The organism is Rugamonas aquatica, assembly GCF_009380215.1.
Lineage (GTDB): Bacteria > Pseudomonadota > Gammaproteobacteria > Burkholderiales > Burkholderiaceae_D > Rugamonas > Rugamonas aquatica_B.
Map to the genome: position 1 here is coordinate 424203 of NZ_WHUG01000001.1, position 18755 is coordinate 442957.

Genomic DNA, 18755 nt, shown 5'->3' on the forward strand with positions numbered 1-18755 from the left:
TATCCGTGGTGGTTGTGAGAGCGCGTCACTGGCTGGCTGTGCGATGAAGCTGTGCGCTGGCTTGTGCGTCGCTCAGGTTGTCGAGCTGTTGCAGCAGTTGATGCAGGACGTCGGGTTGGCAGTTGGCGCGTTCGATGGCGATGCGCGCCGCCATCTGCCGCAACTGCGGCGCTTCGAACACGGCGCCGAGCGGGAACTCGATGCCGTGCTGCTGTTCGATGCGCGCCACCAGCCGGGCGGCCAGTAGCGAGTGGCCACCGAGGTCGAAGAAGCTGTCCTCGGCGTTGATATGCGGCTGGCGCAGCAGTTCGCGCCAGTGCTCGGCCAGCGCCGCTTCCTCGTCGTTGAGCGGCGTGGAGGTATCGTTGCGCATGGGCGTGGCCTGTGGCGCAGGCAGTGCGCGGCGGTCCACTTTTCCATTCGGCGTCAGCGGCAGACGCTCCAGCGGCAGCAGGATGGCCGGTACCATGTAGGCCGGCAGCACGGCTCTGACCTGGTCGCGGATGGCGGCCGTGTCGAGTATCGCGCCTTGGGTGGCGGTGAGGTAGGCCACCAGGCGTTTGTCGCCGGGGCTGTCCTCGCGCAGCAGCACCAGCGCTTCGCGCACGCCGGCGCAGCCAGCCAGCCTGGCTTCGATCTCACCCAGCTCGATGCGGAAACCGCGCAGCTTGACCTGGCTGTCGTTGCGGCCGATGAATTCGATATTGCCGTCGGCCTTCCAGCGTCCGAGGTCGCCGCTGCGATACAGTCGTGCTTCCGGATCGGTGCTGAATGGATCGCGGATGAAGCGTTCGGCGGTTTGCTCCGGGCGGTTCATGTAGCCGCGCGCCACGCCGTCGCCGCCGATCCAGATCTCGCCTGCGACACCGGGCGGCACCGGCTGGCTTTCCTGGTCGAGGATGTACACGGTGGTGTTGGCGATCGGTTTGCCGATCGGGATGGAGCGCGCATTGGCCGCCGCCGCGCCGATCTCGAAAGTGGTGGCGAAGGTGGTGGTCTCGGTCGGGCCGTAGCCGTTGAGCAGACGCTTGGGCCGCCGTGCCTTGCCCAATACGTGGGCGATGCGCCGTGCGTCGAGTACATCGCCGCCGACCAGCAGGCAAGCAAGTGCGGCGAAAGCCGGTTCCAGATCGTCCGCGTATTGATTGAACAGGCCGACCGTCAGCCACAGCGCCGTGACGCCGCCATCCAGCAAGGCCTGGTTGAAGGCCTGCGGCCGCAGCACCGTGGCGCTGTCGATCACCACCACGCGGGCGCCGTTGAGCAGGGCGCCCCAGATTTCCCAGGTGGCTGCGTCGAAGGCGGGATTGGCGCAGTGAGCCACGCGGTCGTGCGCGGCCAGCGGTGCGTAGCCGCTGTTGACGACCAGGCGCAAGATGTTGCGGTGCTCGATCATCACGCCTTTCGGCACACCGGTGGAGCCGGAGGTGTACATGACATAGGCCAGATTGCGGGCGTGCAGTCCCGTTACGCAGGGATTGTGCACCGGCCGTGCCGATACGCGGGCGGCATCGTCCGCGCCAGCCAGCGCCAGTTGCGGGCAGCCGGAATCAAGACCGTCCAATGGCTGCGCGCACAGCACCAGCCGTGTCGCCGAGTCGCCGAGGATCTGGACGATGCGTGGAGGCGGGGTGTCCGCTTCCAGCGGCACGTAGGCGCCGCCGGCCTTCAGCACCGCCAGCATGGCGACGATCAGCAGCGGGCTGCGTTCGAACACCAGCGCCACGCGGTCCTCGGGTTGCAGGCCGCGAGCCAGCAACTCGTGCGCCAGCTGGTTGGCGCGGCGGTCCAGATCACCATAGGCGATGCGCTGGCCGGCGTGTTCGATGGCGATGGCATCCGGATTGGCTGCGGCGGCTTGCTCGAACAGCTGGTGGACTAGTGCGTCGTGTGGATAGGCGGTGGGTGCGGGGTTGAACGCCTTCAGCAGCCTCGCGCGCGCCGGCGCCGACAGCAGCGGCAGGCGGCTGAGCGTCTGCGTGTCGCCGGCCGCCATCGCCGCCAGCATCGACTTCAGGCTGTCGCCCAGCTGCTGGACGCTGGTGTGGTTGAACAAATCGCTGGCGTATTCCAGGTAGCCGGCGACGCCCACGCCATTGTCGGCGACCAGCAGCGACAGGTCGAAGTGCGTGGTGCTATGTGGCAGGGGGGCAGGCTCCAGGTTCAGGCCTGATAGCGGGGCGCCATTGTCGCGTGCAGTGTTGTCCAATGCGACAACGGTCTGGAACAGCGGGCCGTATGCCATGCTGCGTGGCGGATTGAGGGCTTCCACCAGATGGTCGAAGGGCAGTTCCTGATGCTCGTAGGCGGAGAGCGTGGCGCTGCGGACGCCTGACAGGATCTGGGCGACCGTCGGATTGTCATCCAGCCGTACGCGCAGCGCCAGCGTGTTGACGAAGAAGCCGATCATCGCTTCCAGTTCGGGGCGCGAGCGGTTGGCGACCGGCGTGCCGACGACGATGTCGAACTGGCCGCTCATGCGGGACAGCAGACAGGACCAGCCGGCCAGCAGCACCATGAACAGCGTGGCGTTGTGGCGCAGCGCCAGGCTGCGCAACGCCGAAGCGGCATCCGCATCGAGCGCGAAGGCGACGCGGCTGCCGCGATAGCTTTGCCGTTCGGGGCGCGGACGATCGCCCGGCAGTTCCAGCAGTGCCGGTGCGCCTTCCAGGTGGCTGCGCCAGTACGCCAGCTGGCGTTGCAGCGCGGCGGTTTGTTCGGGACGGCGTTGCCAGGCGGCGTAGTCGGCATACTGCAGGGGCAGCGGCGGCAGCGGATCGGCCCGGCCTTCAAGATAGGCGCCGTACAGCGTCGCCAGTTCCTCCTTGATTACGCCCATGGACCAGCCATCGGAGATGATGTGATGCTGGATCAGCAGCAGTTCGTGGTTTTCGGGCGCGAGGCGCAGCAGCAGTGCGCGGAACAGCGGGCCGGACGCCAGGTCGAAGGGACGGGCGATTTCGGCGGCGTACAGTGCGCCGCGCGCCGCGGCCTGGTCTTCGGGTGGCAGATAGCTCAGGTCCTGCTCCAGCAAAGGCGCCGCCTGTCCGGGCGCGGCGACGCGCTGCACCGGCACGCCGTCGGCCGCCGCAAAGCTGGTGCGCAGGCTGTCGTGGCGCGCAACGATGCGCGACAGCGCGGCCTTCAGCGCATCCTCGTTCAGCGGCCCGCTCAGGCGGTAGCAGACGGGCATGTTATAAGCCAGACCGGCGGCCGGATCGAGCTGGTTGAGGAACCACAGGCGCTGCTGGGCATGCGACAGCGGCGCTTCGCCGTCATGCGTACTGGCGTTCATCGGCGTCCAACTGGCCCGCCCGGCGCTGGCCAGCAGGCCCGCCATGCCGGACAGGCTGGCCTGCTCGAACAGCGCGCGCGGCGACAGTTCGACGCCGAGGTCCTGGCGCAGCCTCGCCACCAGCCGAAGCACCATCAGCGAATGCCCGCCAAGTTCGAAGAAGTTGTCGTGGCGGCCTACCTGCCGCAGCGCCAGCAGATCCTGCCAGATCGCCGCCAGCGCGGTTTCGTGTTCGCCCTGCGGCGCTTCGAAATCACCGGCCGCCGCGTCTTCGCGTTCCGGCGCAGGCAGGGCCTTGCGATCGACCTTGCCGTTGACCGTCAGCGGGAAGCGCTCCAGCACCACCAGGCTCGCAGGCAGCATGTATGCCGGCAGTTCGGCCTTGATGCGTTCGCGCACCGCCTGTTTGTCGATGCCGGCGCCGACCAGGTAGCCGATCAGGTGCTTGTCGCCGGGGCTGTCCCCGCGCAGCAGCACCAGCGCTTCGCGCACGCCGTCGCATGCTGCGAGGCGGGCTTCGATTTCACCCAGCTCGATGCGGAAGCCGCGCAGCTTGACCTGAAAATCGTTACGCCCGACGAATTCGACCACGCCGTCTTTGCGCCAGCGTCCCAGATCGCCGCTGCGGTACAGCCGTGCGGCCGGATCGTCGCTGAACGGATCGGCGATGAAGCGCTCCGCGCTCAGTTCCGGACGATTGAGGTAGCCGCGACCCACGCCGTCGCCGCCGATGTGGATTTCGCCGGTGACGCCCAGCGCTACCGGCTTGCCCTGTTCGTCGAGGATGTGGATCTGGGTGTTGCCGATCGGGCGGCCGATGGGAATGCTGCCTGCTTGTGCCGCCGCCGCGTCGATCGCGAAGGTGGTGGCGAAGGTGGTGGTCTCGGTCGGGCCGTAGCCGTTGAGCAGATGGCGCGGGCGTCCGGGCTTGGACAGCACCTGCGCCACCCGGCGCGCATCGAGCACGTCGCCGCCGGCCAGCAGCCAGGTCAGACGGGCGAAGGCAGGTTCCAGCTCGTCGGCGTATTCGTTGAACAGGCCTGCGGTCATCCACAGCGCTGTGGCGCCGCCGTCGATCAGCGCCTGGCAGAAGTCGCGCGGCCGCAGCAGCGTGTCCGCTGCGATCACCAGCACGCGAGCGCCGTTGAGCAGCGCGCCCCAGATCTCCCAGGTGGCGGCGTCGAAGGCCGGGTTGGCGCAGTGCGCCACGCAATCGGCCTCGGTCAGCGGTGCAAAGCCGGCGTTGACGGCCAGCCGCAACACGTTGCGGTGTTCGATCATCACGCCCTTGGGCATGCCGGTGGAGCCGGAGGTGTACATCACGTACGCCAGGTGGCGCGCGTGCAGTCCCAGCGCGGCGGCGTCGGGATTATGCGTCGGCAGCCGGCCGATGTGCTCCGCCTCGCTACGCAGCGACAGCTGAACCACGGTGGACGGCTGCCCGGCGATGGGGGCGTCGCACAGGATCGCCGCCGGCGTGGCGTCGGCCAGGATGGCGGCCAGGCGCTCGGCCGGCGTGGCCGGGTCGAGCGGCAGGTAGGCGGCGCCGGCCTTCAGCACGGCGAGGGTGGCGATGACCATCTCGGCGCTGCGATCGAGGACCAGTGCGATGCGCTGGTCCGGCTGCACGCCGAGCGCGATCAGGCGGCGGGCCAGCTGGTTGGCGCGGCGGTTGACGTCATCGTAGCTGAAGGTGCGGCCGGCGCAGTCGATCGCGATGCGATCCGGCGTGGCGGCGGCGGCTTGCTCAAAAACCTGGTGGACCAATCCATCCCGCGGATAGGGGCGGGTGGTGGCGTTGTAATCGGAGGGAACCGGCTGAAAAGCGGGGACTTCCAAAACTGAGTTGCTCAAAACCATGTCGGCACGTCGCAAAAAAAGTTGGGGCGAGATGGGTTGTGACCATCTTTCTTCATAGACATACGATTGATAGTCGATGTCTATTTACCAACGAAAATATAGCACCGTTGTTACACTTTTTTACGTAAATGCCTTTCCGTCACTTTTATCCAACAGATAATCTTTTCTGTCAATTTGTGGTATACCGCGTACGTTTTATAATCCGTATAAGGCGCGCTTTTGCACGATTTGCTTGCCTTATGCAAGTTGTTATAAAAATAATCTAGCTATCAAGTTAAAAGTAAGTGCCATTTTAATATCAAATATTTAACAAAAAGAGTGCCAAAAAGTAACAAAACTCACAAAATTGTCAAAAAAAGCTGAGATGTTGTCAGCGCGAACGATATTTTTTTTATCGAAAATAAAAAAAGGCGGCCATTGGCCGCCTTTGCGTGACAAATTGACTACAAAAACGCTAGCGCCGCAGCCAATAATCCGGCCGGGCGTAAATTTCCTTGAGCATGTCGATGAAGAAACGCACCTTGGCAGGCAAGTGTCGTTGTTGCGGATAGACAGCCATGATGTCGTAGTGAGGCAATGCGAAATCGTCCAGCACCGTGATCAGTTCGCCCGACGCCAGCTGCGATTCGATCTCCCATGAAGACCGCCACGCCAGGCCCAGTCCCTCGGTGGCCCAGCGGTGCAGCAGTTCGCCGTCATTGCAGTTCAAATTGCCGTCCGCGCGCACCGTCACCTGCTTGCCTTGATGCTGGAAATACCAGCCGCGCTGCTGGCCGCCCTGCAGGTTGAAGGCCAGGCAGTTGTGGTGGGAGAGGTCGTCCAGCGTGCGCGGTATGCCGTGGCGTTCAAAGTAGTCCGGCGTGCCGCAGACCACGCGGCGGTTGCTGGCCAGTTTGACGGCGACGAAGCTCGGATCGATCACGCCGCCGATGCGGATGCCGACATCGTAGCCATCACGTACCAGGTCCACCACGCGGTCGGTGAGATTAAAGGAGATCTGCACGTCGGGATGCGCGCGCACAAAGCCTGCCGCATGGGGCGCCACGTGCTTGCGGCCGAACGCCGCCGGCGCCGACACAATCAGGTGGCCGGTGGCGCGGTGCCGTCCTTCAGACACCATGCGGTCCGCATGGCCCAGATCCGCGAGCAATTTGCGGCAATGGTCCAGATAGAGCGTGCCTTGTTCGGTCAGCGTCAGGTGCCGCGTCGTGCGGTGCATCAGCTTTACACCCAGGCGCTTTTCCAGCGCATCGATACGCCTGCCCAGCATGACGGGCGTGATGTGCTGCCCCATCGCGGCGCGTACCAGGCTGCCCTTTTCGGCCACGTCGACGAAGGCCTCGATTTGCGTCAGTTTATCCATAACCCGATTATTCCACACTTATTCCATATTTTGAGTATCGAATAAAGCGAGAGTTTGTCTTCTTATCACAGCCGGCCTTTCCCGCTACGATGATCCCATCAAGTTCAGTACTTAACCATCAGGGGACAATCATGGCACGGATGACAGCAGCGCAGGCAGCAGCAATCGTTTTGGAAAAAGAGGGCGTGAATCAGGTGTTCGGAGTTCCGGGCGCCGCGATCAACCCATTTTACGCGGCATTGAAGAAGCAGGGCAGCGCCAAGCACATACTGGCGCGCCACGTCGAAGGCGCTTCGCACATGGCCGAGGGCTACACCCGCGCCAAGGCAGGCAATATCGGCGTGTGCATCGGCACCTCCGGCCCCGCCGGCACCGACATGATTACCGGCCTGTATTCGGCTCAGGCAGATTCCATACCTATCCTCTGCATTACCGGCCAGGCTCCGCGTGCCCGGTTGTACAAGGAAGACTTCCAGGCGGTCGATATCGAATCCATCGCCAAACCGGTGACCAAGTGGGCGGTGACCGTGCGCGAGCCTGCGCTGGTGCCGATGGTATTCCAGCAGGCCTTCCACATCATGCGCTCCGGCCGTCCAGGCCCGGTGCTGGTTGATCTGCCGTTCGACGTGCAGATGGCTGAAATCGAATTCGACCCGGACACCTATCAGCCGCTGGAAGCCTACAAGCCGAAGGCCACCCGCGCCCAGATCGAAAAAGCGCTGACGATGTTGAACGACTCCGAGCACCCGCTGATTACGGCCGGCGGTGGCGTCATCAACGCCGATGCCTCCGACCTGCTGGTGCAGTTCGCGGAGCTGACCGGCGTGCCGGTGATCCCGACGCTGATGGCATGGGGCGCGATCCCGGATGACCACAAGCTGATGGTCGGCATGGTCGGCCTGCAGACCAGCCACCGCTACGGCAATGCCACGCTGCTGGCCTCGGACTTCGTGTTCGGCATCGGCAACCGCTGGGCCAACCGCCATACCGGCACCATCGAGGTGTACACCAAGGACCGTAAATTCGTCCACATCGATATCGAACCGACCCAGATCGGCCGCGTCTTCGGTCCGGACTTCGGCATCGTCTCCGACGCCGGCGCCGCGCTGAAACTGATGATCGAAGTGGCGACCGAGTGGAAGGCCGCCGGCAAGCTGAAAGACCGTTCCGCATGGGTAGCGCAGTGCAATGAACGCAAGCGCACCATGCACCGTAAGACCCACTTCGAACAGGTGCCCGTCAAGCCGCAGCGCGTGTACGAAGAGATGAACAAGGCCTTCGGCCGCGACACCTGCTACGTCAGCACCATCGGCCTGTCGCAGATCGCCGCCGCGCAGTTCCTGCACGTGTACAACGCGCGCCACTGGATCAACTGCGGCCAGGCAGGCCCGCTGGGCTGGACCATCTCCGCCGCGCTGGGTGTGGTGGCCGCCGACCCGCAGCGCAAGGTCGTGGCGATCTCCGGCGACTACGACTTCCAGTTCATGATCGAAGAGCTGGCAGTGGGTGCGCAATTCAAGCTGCCTTACCTGCATGTGGTGGTCAACAACTCCTACCTCGGCTTGATCCGCCAGTCGCAGCGCGGCTTCGACATGGACTTCTGCGTACAGCTGTCGTTCGAGAACATCAACGCGCCGGAACTGAACGGCTACGGCGTCGATCACATCGCCGTGGTGGAAGGCCTGGGCTGCAAAGCCATCCGCGTCACCAACGCCGACGATCTGCCGGCCGCCTTCGAACAGGCCAACAAGTGGATGGAAGAGTTCAAGGTGCCGGTGGTGGTGGAAGTGATCCTGGAGCGCGTGACCAACATCGCCATGGGGACCGACATCGACAAGATCAACGAGTTCGAAGAGCTGGCGCTGCGCGGCGCCGACGCTCCAACCGCGATCTCCCTGCTGGATTGAGAGGAAACGACATGACCAAACTTGCAGCCAACCTGACCATGCTGTTCACCGAGGTGCCGTTCATCGACCGCTTCGAAGCGGCGGCCCGTACCGGTTTCCAGGCGGTGGAATTCCTGTTCCCGTATGCGTATAGCGCCCGCGACCTGTCCGAGCGCCTGAAGGCCAACAAGCTGGAACTGGTGCTCCACAATCTGCCGGCCGGCCATTGGGAAGCGGGCGAGCGCGGCATCGCCTGTCATCCGGACCGCGTGGCAGAGTTCCGCGACGGCGTGTGGACTGCCATCGCCTACGCCAAGGAGCTGGGCGTCAAGCAGCTGAACTGCCTGGTCGGCATCGTGCCGCAAGGCGTGACGCGGCAGGACGCGCAGGTCACGCTGGTGGACAACCTGCGCTTCGCCGCCGAGGCCTTGAAGGACGAAGGCATCCGCCTGCTGATTGAGCCGATCAACAGCTACGACATTCCCGGCTTCTTCCTGACCAATACGGCGCAGGCGGCGTCGCTGATCGCGGCGGTGGGCTCGGACAACCTGTTCATCCAGTACGACATCTATCACATGCAGCGCATGGAGGGTGAGCTGACGAACACGATCAAGAAGCACCTGCAATTGATCGGCCACGTGCAGCTGGCGGACAACCCGGGCCGCAACGAACCGGGCACCGGCGAGATCAACTACCGCTACCTGTTCGAGCAGCTGGATGCTGCGGGCTACGGCGGCTGGATCGGCTGCGAATACAAGCCGCGCACCACAACGGAAGCAGGCCTGGGCTGGCGCGCCGCCCACGGCGTTTGATTAGACGTTTGAACCACATATTTACAAGGAAAATATCATGTCTCGAGTTGGATTTATTGGTCTGGGTATCATGGGCGCTCCGATGGCGCAGCACCTGCTCAACGGCGGCCACAAACTGTACCTGCACGACATCAAGAACCCGCCGTTCCCGCTGATCGAAGCCGGCGCCACCGTCTGCACCTCGGCCGCCGAAGTGGCCGCCCGCGCCGACATCATCATCGTCATGGTGCCGGATACGCCGCACGTTGAAGCAGCGCTGTTCGGCGAAGAAGGCGTAGCCAAAGGCCTGCGTCCGAACACCATCGTGGTCGACATGAGCTCGATTTCGCCTATCGAAACCAAGAAGTTCGCCAAGAGGATCAACGCCCTCGGTTGCGAATACCTGGATGCGCCGGTCTCCGGCGGCGAAGTGGGCGCCAAGGCAGGCTCGTTGACCATCATGGTCGGCGGCTCGGAAGCGGCGTTCGACATCGTCAAGCCGCTGTTTGAACTGATGGGCAAGAACATCACCCTGGTCGGCGGCAACGGCGACGGCCAGACCACCAAGGTCGCCAACCAGATCATCGTGGCGCTGAACATCCAGGCCGTGGCTGAAGCGCTGCTGTTCGCATCGAAGGCCGGCGCAGATCCTGCCAAGGTACGCTCGGCGCTGATGGGTGGCTTCGCCAACTCGCGCATTCTGGAAGTGCACGGCGAGCGCATGGTCAAGCGCACCTTCAACCCGGGCTTCCGCATCGAACTGCACCAGAAGGACTTGAACCTGGCGCTGCAAGGCGCCAAGGCGATGGGCGTGTCGCTGCCGAATACCGCGATGGCGCAGGAGCTGATGAATGCCTGCGCGGCCAATGGCCTGGGCGGCATGGACCACTCGGCCCTGTGCCGCGCGATCGAACTGATGTCCAACCACCAGATCGCCGAGGCATAATGAGCACGCTGAATCCACGCCAATTCCTGCTCGATCTGTACGGCAGCGCGGTGGACGCTGTCAGCGCGGAGAAATGCCTGCCGGCGTTTCTGCCGGAGCCGCCGAAGAACGGCCGCACGCTGGTGATCGGCGCAGGCAAGGGCGCCGCCGCCATGGCGCGCGCCGTCGAGCGTCACTGGAAGGGTGACATCTCCGGCCTGGTCGTCACGCGCTACGAGCATGGCGTGGACTGCGAGCGCATCGAAGTGATCGAAGCGGCCCATCCGGTGCCGGACGAAGCCGGCCGCGCAGCTGCGGGCCGCATGATGGAGATGGTTAAAGGCCTGAGCGAGAACGATCTGGTGTTGTGCCTGATTTCCGGCGGCGGCTCATCGCTGCTGGCGTTGCCCGCGCCCGGCATCACGCTGGAACAGAAGCAGGCGCTGAACAAGGCCTTGCTGAAGAGCGGCGCCGCCATCTCCGAGATGAACTGCGTGCGCAAGCATCTGTCAGCCATCAAGGGCGGCCGGCTGGCGCTGGCCTGCGCACCGGCGCGCGTGGTCACGCTGCTGATCTCCGACGTACCCGGCGACGACCCTGGCATCATCGCCAGCGGTCCGACGCTGCCCGATCCGACCACCTGCGCCGACGCGCTGGCGGTGCTGCGCAAGTACGACATCGCCATCCCGGACAGCATCCGCGAGCACCTGGAATCCGGCGCCGGCGAGACGCCCAAGCCGGGCGACCCGCGCTTCGCCCGCAACAGCCATCACGTCATCGCCATCGCGCAGGACGCGCTGGAGGCTGCGGCCGCACATGCAAGCGCGGTCGGCATCACGCCCTACATTCTGTCCGACGGAATCGAGGGCGAGTCACGCGATGTCGCCATCGTCCATGCGGCGATGGCGAAGCAGGTGGCTGCTCGTGGCCAGCCGTTCCAGCGGCCCTGCGTCATCATCTCCGGCGGGGAGACCACAGTCACTGTACGCGGTTCGGGGCGGGGCGGGCGCAACGCCGAATTCCTGCTCAGCCTTGCGGTGGCGCTGGACGGCCATCCAGGCATCCACGCCGTGGCTTGCGATACCGACGGCATCGATGGCTCGGAGGATAACGCAGGTGCGCTGTACAGCCCCGATTCGCTGGAGCGCGGCCTGACGCAGAAACTGCGCGCCAAGACTCTGCTGGAAAACAACGACGGCTACGGCTACTTCAGCGCCTTGAACGATCTGGTGGTCAGCGGCCCGACCCGCACCAACGTCAATGACTTCCGCGCCGTCTTAATTCTGTAAAAAAGGAACACCCAATGCGACGTCAACGTCAGGCCAAAATCGTGGCCACGCTCGGCCCGGCCAGCAGCAGCAAGGAATCCATTCAGGCACTGTTCGAAGCGGGCGCCGATGTGTTCCGCTTCAATTTCAGCCACGGCACCCACCAGGACCATCAGGCGCGCTGCAATATCGTGCGCGAGATTGAACGTAGTGTCGGACGGCCGATCGCCATCCTGGCCGACCTGCAGGGCCCCAAGCTGCGCGTGGGCCAGTTCGCCGAGGGCAAGGTAACGCTGGTCGCGGGCCAGGAGTTTTCACTCGACCGCGACCCAGCGCCTGGCACGGCGCAGCGGGTATGCCTGCCGCACCCGGAGCTGTTCGAAGTAATCGGCGCCGGCCAATCGCTGCTGCTGGATGACGGCAAGCTGCGGCTCGCGGTGCTGGGCAACGAAGGCCGCGTTATCCGCACCCGCGTCGTCAACGGCGGCGTGCTGTCGGACCGCAAAGGCGTCAACGTGCCGGATGTGGTGCTGCCGATCCCCGCGCTGACGGAGAAAGACTTGCGCGATCTGGACTTCGCGCTGGAGATGGGCGCGGACTGGATAGCGCTGTCCTTCGTGCAGCGGCCGGAGGATCTGGTGCAGGCCCGCGCCATCGTCGGCAACCGCGCGGCCTTGCTGGCCAAGCTGGAAAAGCCCGCGGCGCTCGATGCGCTGGACGCCATCGTCGCCGTATCCGACGCCATCATGGTAGCCCGTGGCGACCTGGGTGTGGAAGTGCCGCCGGAGCGGGTTCCCGGCGTGCAGAAACGCATCCTGCGCGCCTGCCGCCTGCAAGGCAAGCCGATTGTGATCGCCACGCAGATGCTTGAGTCGATGATTTCCGCACCGGTGCCAACGCGGGCGGAGGCCTCTGATGTCGCCAGCGCCATTTACGACGGCGCGGACGCGGTGATGCTGTCGGCGGAATCGGCCAGCGGCGCTTATCCGACGGAAGCGGTATCCATCATGAACCGCATCATCTGCGAGGTGGAGAAGGATCCGCTGTACCGCCAGATGATCGATGCTCAGAACCAGGCGCCCATGCCCAATAGCGGCGATGCGATCTGCTCGGCGCTGCGCGAAGTAACGCAGATTGTCGGCGCGGTGGCGACGGTGACTTACACCAGCTCCGGCCACACCAGCCTGCGCGCAGCGCGGGAGCGGCCGATGGCGCCTATCCTGAGCATCACGCCCAACTTGTCAACGGCGCGTCGTCTGGCGTTGGCGTGGGGCGTGCATTCGACGGTCAGCCCGGACGTGCGCAATGTGGACCGCATGGTGGCTGCGGCTTGCCAGGCAGCCCTGCGTGAAGGTTTCGGCCAGCCCGGCGACCAGATCGCAATCACGGCAGGTGTGCCGTTCGGCCAGCCGGGCAGCACCAACCTGCTGCGCATCGCACAGATCTGGCCGACCGACGAACCTGCAGCGGCATGATCCTGTCGTCGGTGCCTCGCGTTGCAGTGCCTTTGGTGCTGCAACGCCAGTTGACGGCGATCGGGCAGATCTACTTCCAGGATTCGCCGATATTCGGCACTGTGCTGCTGCTTTGCCTGTACCTGAGCGGGCCGGTGCTGGCATTGGGTTGCGTGCTTGGCGTAAGCAGCGCCACGCTGGCGGCATGGGCGCTGAAGCTTCCTCAAGAACACCGTGATAACGGTTTATACAGTTATAACGGCGCGCTGGCCGGCATCGGTTTGTGCGCCAGCTATCAGTTGGGCGGAGCGCTGCTGTTGTGGATCGCGGCGGCGGGCGCGCTGACGGCCGTGCTGACCTACGCAGCCGAACGTGCGCGCATTCCGCCGTTGACGCTGCCGTTCGTGCTGATGATGTGGCTCGCCGGTGCGCTGGGTGCGGGCAGCGGCCTGCAGGGATTGGCGCCGCCTGTGGGCGCTTGCGGCACCGGCGTTGTCAACTACTTGTTTTGCTCGATGGGGCAGGCTGCCTTCATCGGCGTCGCGCCGCTGGGCATGCTGCTGTGGGCTGCCATGGCCCGCCGGCGTTGGCATATGGCGATGTGGGGGCTATCCGGCGCCGCGTTGTCATGGCTGGCGATTGCGCTGGCCGGTCAGCTTTGGCCTGGTTCCGGCATCGAAGCCCATGCCGCCGGCGCAGGCATCAACGGCACGCTGGCCATGCTTGCGTTGAGCGCTAGTCAAACCCGCTGGCCGCTGCGGTTTGCGGGAGCGGCGCTTAGCATCGCGCTGTCCGTTGGCCTGGGGGACGCGGGCCTTGCATACTTTACGCTGCCATTCATCCTGGCGACCTGGCTTGCACGGTGTCGTTGAATCGGATATTCTCGCCACACCATCCTCAACTCCCATCAAATTGAACACTTCACGGACGACGTGGCGCAAACTGCAAGGCGGTATCGACATGTGTCTTCTGGAGTATTCTCCGGAGGACTTCAGCGTTGACGCATTCCGTCAAGCCGGTCTGTTGTTGCCCCCTTCGATTTCGCACAGCGTGCCCAAACGGCAAGCGGAATACTTCCATGGACGGCTGGCCGCGCGTATCGCCTTGCGCGCCGCTGGCGCCGTTGATGCCGACGTCACGACCGGAGCGCAGCGCGAACCGGTGTGGCCGGCCGGTATGACAGGCTCCATTACCCACCAGGGGCGGTACGCGGGTGCTGCGGTCATGCCCACCAGCGCGGCTAACGGGATCGGCATCGACATCGAAGCCCCAATTCCGGACGACGCAAGGGAAGCTGTGGTGAAGCTGGCCGTGACTGCAACTGAGCTTGATACGCTGCGAAGCGAAGGCGCGCTGCCCGATCCGGTCCTGTTGGCACTTGCGTTCTCGGGGAAGGAGTCCTTTTACAAGGCACTCTTCTATCGCGTAGGTCGTTTTTTTGGTTTCGAGGCCATCGAGCTGACTGGCCTGGATATCGGGCGCGGCGAACTGCACTTCGTTTGCCAGGCCGCGCTGAGCCCTGAATGGCAGCAGGGGCGACAGGGTACTATCGCTTTTGAGTTCCTGCCGGATGGCTCAGCATTGACCAGCTTTTTCTGGTGACTGGCGTTCTAGCCACCGTTTGCATATTCGGTGAGACCCTCGGCCAGGGCTGTGAAAGTGGTGGCGCAGGCCGGGTTGCTGCGCAGGTTTTCGTGCATTGCCAGCCATGTGTCCATCGGGATGGTCAACAGGTCGGGTATTACGCGCACCAGCCGCGCATCGCGCTCGGCCAGCTTGACCTGGCAGATGCCGATTCCAAGCCCAGCGCGGATTGACGCCAGATGTACCAGGTCGCTGTCGCTGCGCAGCGCGAAAGAGGCGTTTTGCAGGCCTCCCATCAGATGCTGCAGCTTGCGAGTGAATGCGGTTTCGCGGTCGATGCCGATCAGTGCATGTTCCGCCATCTGCTCCCACGTTTGCGGCGTGCCACGGCGCTTCAGGTAATCCTTCCTTGCGTGGAAACCCAGTTCGATATTGCCGATGCGGCGCGCGACCAGCACATCCTGCTCCGGACGCTGCATGCGCACGGCGATATCGGCGTCGCGCCGCAGCAGGTTTTCGATGCGGTTGGACGTGGCCAGCTCGATGGTGATGCCGGGATGCGCGCGCGTCAGCCGCGCCAGGATAGGCGGCAGCACTTCAACACTGACGACTTCACTCGCCGTGATCCTGACGGTTCCCTTGATCTCCCCATGACCCAGGCCTGAAGCCGCCCGCAACAGAGCGGAAGAGGTGGCGGCCAGCGTCTCCGCGTACGACTGGAGCGCGTAAGCAGCGTCGGTCGGGATAAAGCCGGACTGCGAGCGCGTGAACAGCGACAGTGATAGCGATTGCTCCAGCGCGTCGATATGGCGGCCGACCGTCGGCTGGGTCAAGCCCAGCGCGCGGGCGGCGCCCGACAGCGAGCCCTCCGTCAATACGGACAGAAAGGATCGGTACAAGTCCCAGTTAGGTTCATTCATGGCCATACGAAATTGTATAGCTACTATGCTGTTTTCGCCAATTTTCTTTTAGTCCGGTTTGGGCGACACTGACTCCATCAACTCACCAAACGGAGATCATCATGAAAAAAACAGCATTGGTACTGGGCGCGACGGGCGGCATCGGCGGCGAAGTGGCTCGTCTTCTGGTGGCGCGCGGCTGGAATGTGAAGGCGCTGCACCGCGATCCGCAACGCGCCGCCAAGTCCGGCGACGGCATGCAATGGCTGGCCGGCGACGCCATGAATCGCGACGACGTTGTCAGCGCAGCGCAGGGCACTCAATTGATCGTCCACGCCGTGAACCCTCCCGGTTACCGCAACTGGGGCGCGCTGGTGGTGCCGATGATCGACAACAGCATCGCCGCCGCCCGCGCCAGCGGCGCCCGCATCCTGTTGCCTGGCACCGTCTACAACTACGGCCCGGATGCGTTCCCGATCATCGACGAGGAATCGCCGCAACGCCCTGTAACACGCAAAGGGGCGATCCGCGTCGAACTGGAAGCACGCCTGCAAGCCGCCGCTGCAGATGGAGTGCGTACGCTGATCGTGCGGGCCGGCGACTTCTTCGGTCCCAAGGTCGGTAACAGCTGGTTCGCTCAGGGGCTGGTCAAACCGGGCAAGCCGCTGACGGCGATCAGCTATCCGGGCAGCGCAGGCATAGGCCACCAATGGGCCTATCTGCCGGATGTCGCCGAGACCATGGTGCGTCTGGTCGAGAATGAGGACAAGTTGGAGACCTTCGCCCGCTTCCAGATGGAAGGACACTGGGACGCCGACGGCACCCGGATGGTCGCTGCCATCGCCAACGCGGCCGGCAAGCCGGAGCTGAAGGCTGGCGCCTTCCCATGGTGGCTCATGGCTTTGGCCTCGCCATTCGTGGCCGTGTTCCGTGAACTGCGCGAGATGCGCTACCTGTGGCAGCAGCCGGTGCTGATGTCGAACAAACGCCTGGTGCAGGTCCTTGGCGCCGAGCCACGCACGCCGCTGGACGTGGCCGTGAAGCGCACGCTGGCCGGATTGGGCGCTATTTAAAGCAGGTTGTACTTGGCCAGTAGCCGCCGCGAAGTGCCGTCAGCGTCCATGGCGGCCTTCGCGCGCTGGAACAGCTGCACGGTGGCGTCGTCGAAATCCAGCGAGCCGGCCAGCCAGGCGGTGGTGGTGCGCACCGGTGCGCTGACCTGGAAGTCGGTTTGCGCCGAACGGCTCTGGAGCGAGCTTTGAATGATGTTCCGCTCGCCGAAGGCGGCATCGGCCATGCCTTTGAGCAGATAGCGGTGTATCTCTTCTATCGAATTCGCTTCGACGATATTCCGATAGCCCAGATCTTGAAGAATCGCCGCCTGCGCCGCACCACGCAGCAGCGCTATGTGGCGGGCTTTCATCTCTTCTGGGTGCTGGACATCGAAGCGGCCGTTGCGAGCGGCCAAAAACATATAGTGTTCTTCATACAGCGGTGCCAGCCAGCGGAACTTGGCTTCCCGTTCCGCCAGGCGGGTAAGCGGAAAAATCGCGGTGGCGGGCATCGATGTGGCGAGGAACAGCGCGCGCTTCCAGGGCACGAATTCGAGCTTGAGGGAGGTCAGCGTCCGTTTGCACAATTCATCGACCAGTTCACGCAGAACGCCCGGATTCTTGTCGTCGTTTTCGATGACCAGAGGCGGCAAGTGCGTTGTGACGACCCGCAGTTGCCGCCCTTGTGCGGCGTGCACCAAGCCTGCGCCGCTTCCGAGCGCCGCAGCCAGACCAAGTAGAGTTCTTCGTTTCATATGACGATAAGCGGATCAGCGCGAACTGCGCTACCGATATCGTATCCGATTTCCGCCGTCAGGCTCGTTCGGACCACAGCTTGCCCGCCGTGGCCCAGTTTTCGCGCTTGCACTCATGGATGATGATGTCGACCGACTCCGCCGACGCCCCCAGCGTCTGAACGGTGACATCGGTGACGGCTTTGACAAATGCGCGCTTTTGCTCCAGCGTGCGGCCCTCGAACAGTTGTACGTTGATAGTTGGCATAGCGGCCCCTTTCAAGATCGATGGTCAGGGTCAGGTCAGTTCGGGCGCTGGTGTACGGCGTTGCCGGCGGCGTAGGTGGCGAAGATGGAGCGGTCGTCGCCCAGCATGGCGATGGCGAATAGCAGCTCTTCCACCGAATCGGTGCGTTCCGTACGGCGAGCCAGCAACGGCGTGGCCTTCGGATCTAGGACGATGAAGTCCGCTTCTGCGCCCGGCACGAAATTGCCGATCGTGCCTTCCAGCTGCATGGCGCGCGCGCCGCCCAGCGTGGCGAGGTAGAACATACGCATCGCCTGCAGGTAGGTGCCGCCCATGCGCGCCACCTTGTAGGCTTCATTCATCGTCTGCAGCATGGAGAACGAGGTGCCGCCCCCCACGTCGGTGGCCAGCGACAGCGGTACTTTGCTCGCGTCCGCGCGTTCGAAGTCGAACAGGCCGCTGCCGAGGAACAGATTCGAGGTGGGGCAGATCGAGATGGCGGATTGCGTTTCGCCCATGCGTGCGCGGTCGGTATCGTCCAGCCAGATGCAGTGCGCGTACATCGAGCGCGGACGCATCATGCCGAAATGATCGTACACGTCCATGTAGCTGCGAGCATTCGGGAACAGCGATTTGACCCACGCCACTTCGTCGGTGTTCTCGGCCACGTGGGTTTGCAGGAAGGTGTCAGGATAGGCTTTGGCCAATGCGCCGGCCAGTTCCAGCTGGGCTTCGGTGGACGTCGGCGCGAAGCGCGGGGTGATCGCGTACAGCTGGCGGCCGCGCTTGTGCCACTTCTTGATGAGCTCTTCGCTTTCGCGCGCGCCGCTTTCTGCGGTGTCTTGCAGGAAGTCCGGGCAGTTACGGTCCATCAGCACCTTGCCGGCGACCATGCGCAGATTGCGCTTCTCGCTTTCGGTGAAGAAGGCGTCCACCGATTGCGGGTGCACGGTGCAGTAGACCATGGCGGTGGTGGTGCCGCAGCGTGTCAACTCGTCGAGGAAGAAGCTGGCGACGTTGGCCGCGTGCTCCGGATCCGCGAATTTGCGCTCGGTCGGGAAGGTGTACTTCTCCAGCCATGGCAGCAGGCCTGGCGCCGGCGAGGCGATCATGTCGGTCTGCGGGTAGTGCACGTGGGTGTCGATAAAGCCCGGCATGATGATCTTGCCGCGATAGTCGTGCAGCGGCGTACCTTGCGGCAGGAAGGCGATCAGCTGGCTGAAATCGCCGGCCAGGTGGACCTTGCCGTCGTTGACGATCAACAGGCCGTCTTCGTGCCACCAGCAGGCGTTGCTGGCGAAGGCCGGGTCGTCGCTGAAGTGCAGCAGGCTGGCGCGGTACGCCTGGAAAGTGCCGGTCGGAGTGATGATGCTTGCCATGATATTGATTCCTTGTTC

Annotated in this window: 14 protein-coding genes; 8 read left to right on the plus strand and 6 right to left on the minus strand. The window is 64.1% G+C overall.

Going from position 1 to position 18755, the window contains the following annotated elements:
* Positions 1 to 25: 25 nt before the first annotated feature.
* Positions 26 to 5134: a non-ribosomal peptide synthetase gene (locus GEV02_RS01890; protein WP_174998927.1), complete on the minus strand. Its 5109-nt coding sequence runs from the start codon at positions 5132 to 5134 to the stop codon at positions 26 to 28.
* Between the two features lie 475 nt (positions 5135 to 5609).
* On the minus strand, positions 5610 to 6518 hold the full coding sequence (locus tag GEV02_RS01895; protein ID WP_152836248.1) for a LysR family transcriptional regulator: 909 nt from the start codon (positions 6516 to 6518) through the stop codon (positions 5610 to 5612).
* Between the two features lie 131 nt (positions 6519 to 6649).
* Between GEV02_RS01895 and gcl the strand changes: the two genes are divergently transcribed.
* The 7 genes from gcl to GEV02_RS01930 are packed head-to-tail and all read left to right on the plus strand — an operon-like array spanning position 6650 to position 14444.
* Positions 6650 to 8425: a glyoxylate carboligase gene (gene gcl / locus GEV02_RS01900; RefSeq protein WP_152836249.1), complete on the plus strand. Its 1776-nt coding sequence runs from the start codon at positions 6650 to 6652 to the stop codon at positions 8423 to 8425.
* 11 nt (positions 8426 to 8436) lie between these two features.
* On the plus strand, positions 8437 to 9216 hold the full coding sequence (hyi, locus tag GEV02_RS01905; RefSeq protein WP_152836250.1) for a hydroxypyruvate isomerase: 780 nt from the start codon (positions 8437 to 8439) through the stop codon (positions 9214 to 9216).
* Positions 9217 to 9253: 37 nt separating this feature from the next.
* Complete coding sequence (locus GEV02_RS01910; protein ID WP_152836251.1) at positions 9254 to 10141, plus strand: 2-hydroxy-3-oxopropionate reductase; 888 nt, start codon at positions 9254 to 9256, stop codon at positions 10139 to 10141.
* Positions 10141 to 11409, plus strand: coding sequence for a glycerate kinase type-2 family protein (locus GEV02_RS01915; protein ID WP_152801198.1), 1269 nt, complete (start codon positions 10141 to 10143; stop codon positions 11407 to 11409). Before GEV02_RS01910 ends, GEV02_RS01915 begins: the two co-directional genes overlap by 1 nt.
* A 14-nt stretch (positions 11410 to 11423) precedes the next feature.
* Positions 11424 to 12863 (plus strand): pyruvate kinase, encoded by a 1440-nt coding sequence (gene pyk, locus GEV02_RS01920; protein ID WP_152836252.1) that lies wholly within the window; start codon positions 11424 to 11426, stop codon positions 12861 to 12863.
* The gene (locus GEV02_RS01925) at positions 12860 to 13714 is read left to right on the plus strand and encodes an urea transporter (protein ID WP_152836253.1); all 855 of its coding nucleotides are present in this window, start codon (positions 12860 to 12862) and stop codon (positions 13712 to 13714) included. The genes pyk and GEV02_RS01925 overlap by 4 nt, the downstream gene beginning before the upstream one ends.
* Positions 13698 to 14444 carry a 4'-phosphopantetheinyl transferase family protein gene (locus GEV02_RS01930; RefSeq protein ID WP_152836254.1) on the plus strand — a complete coding sequence of 249 codons (747 nt, stop codon included), beginning with the start codon at positions 13698 to 13700 and terminating at the stop codon, positions 14442 to 14444. Before GEV02_RS01925 ends, GEV02_RS01930 begins: the two co-directional genes overlap by 17 nt.
* Positions 14445 to 14452: 8 nt before the next feature.
* Here the strand turns inward: GEV02_RS01930 and GEV02_RS01935 are convergent, their stop codons facing one another.
* The gene (locus GEV02_RS01935) at positions 14453 to 15352 is read right to left on the minus strand and encodes a LysR family transcriptional regulator (protein ID WP_152836255.1); all 900 of its coding nucleotides are present in this window, start codon (positions 15350 to 15352) and stop codon (positions 14453 to 14455) included.
* A gap of 95 nt (positions 15353 to 15447) precedes the next feature.
* Here GEV02_RS01935 and GEV02_RS01940 point away from each other — a divergent pair, with 95 nt between their 5' ends.
* The gene (locus GEV02_RS01940; protein WP_152836256.1) at positions 15448 to 16398 is read left to right on the plus strand and encodes an NAD(P)H-binding protein; all 951 of its coding nucleotides are present in this window, start codon (positions 15448 to 15450) and stop codon (positions 16396 to 16398) included.
* Here GEV02_RS01940 and GEV02_RS01945 read toward each other — a convergent pair.
* The 3 genes from GEV02_RS01945 to guaD form a co-directional block, all read right to left on the minus strand.
* Complete coding sequence (locus GEV02_RS01945) at positions 16395 to 17075, minus strand: substrate-binding periplasmic protein (RefSeq protein WP_328595713.1); 681 nt, start codon at positions 17073 to 17075, stop codon at positions 16395 to 16397. The two genes, GEV02_RS01940 and GEV02_RS01945, sit on opposite strands and share 4 nt — an antisense overlap.
* A 115-nt stretch (positions 17076 to 17190) precedes the next feature.
* Positions 17191 to 17379: a 4-oxalocrotonate tautomerase gene (locus GEV02_RS01950; RefSeq protein ID WP_152836258.1), complete on the minus strand. Its 189-nt coding sequence runs from the start codon at positions 17377 to 17379 to the stop codon at positions 17191 to 17193.
* A 35-nt stretch (positions 17380 to 17414) separates the two neighbouring features.
* Positions 17415 to 18737, minus strand: a complete 1323-nt coding sequence (gene guaD, locus GEV02_RS01955) for a guanine deaminase (RefSeq protein WP_152836259.1) — start codon at positions 18735 to 18737, stop codon at positions 17415 to 17417.
* Between the last annotated feature and the right edge of the window lie 18 nt (positions 18738 to 18755).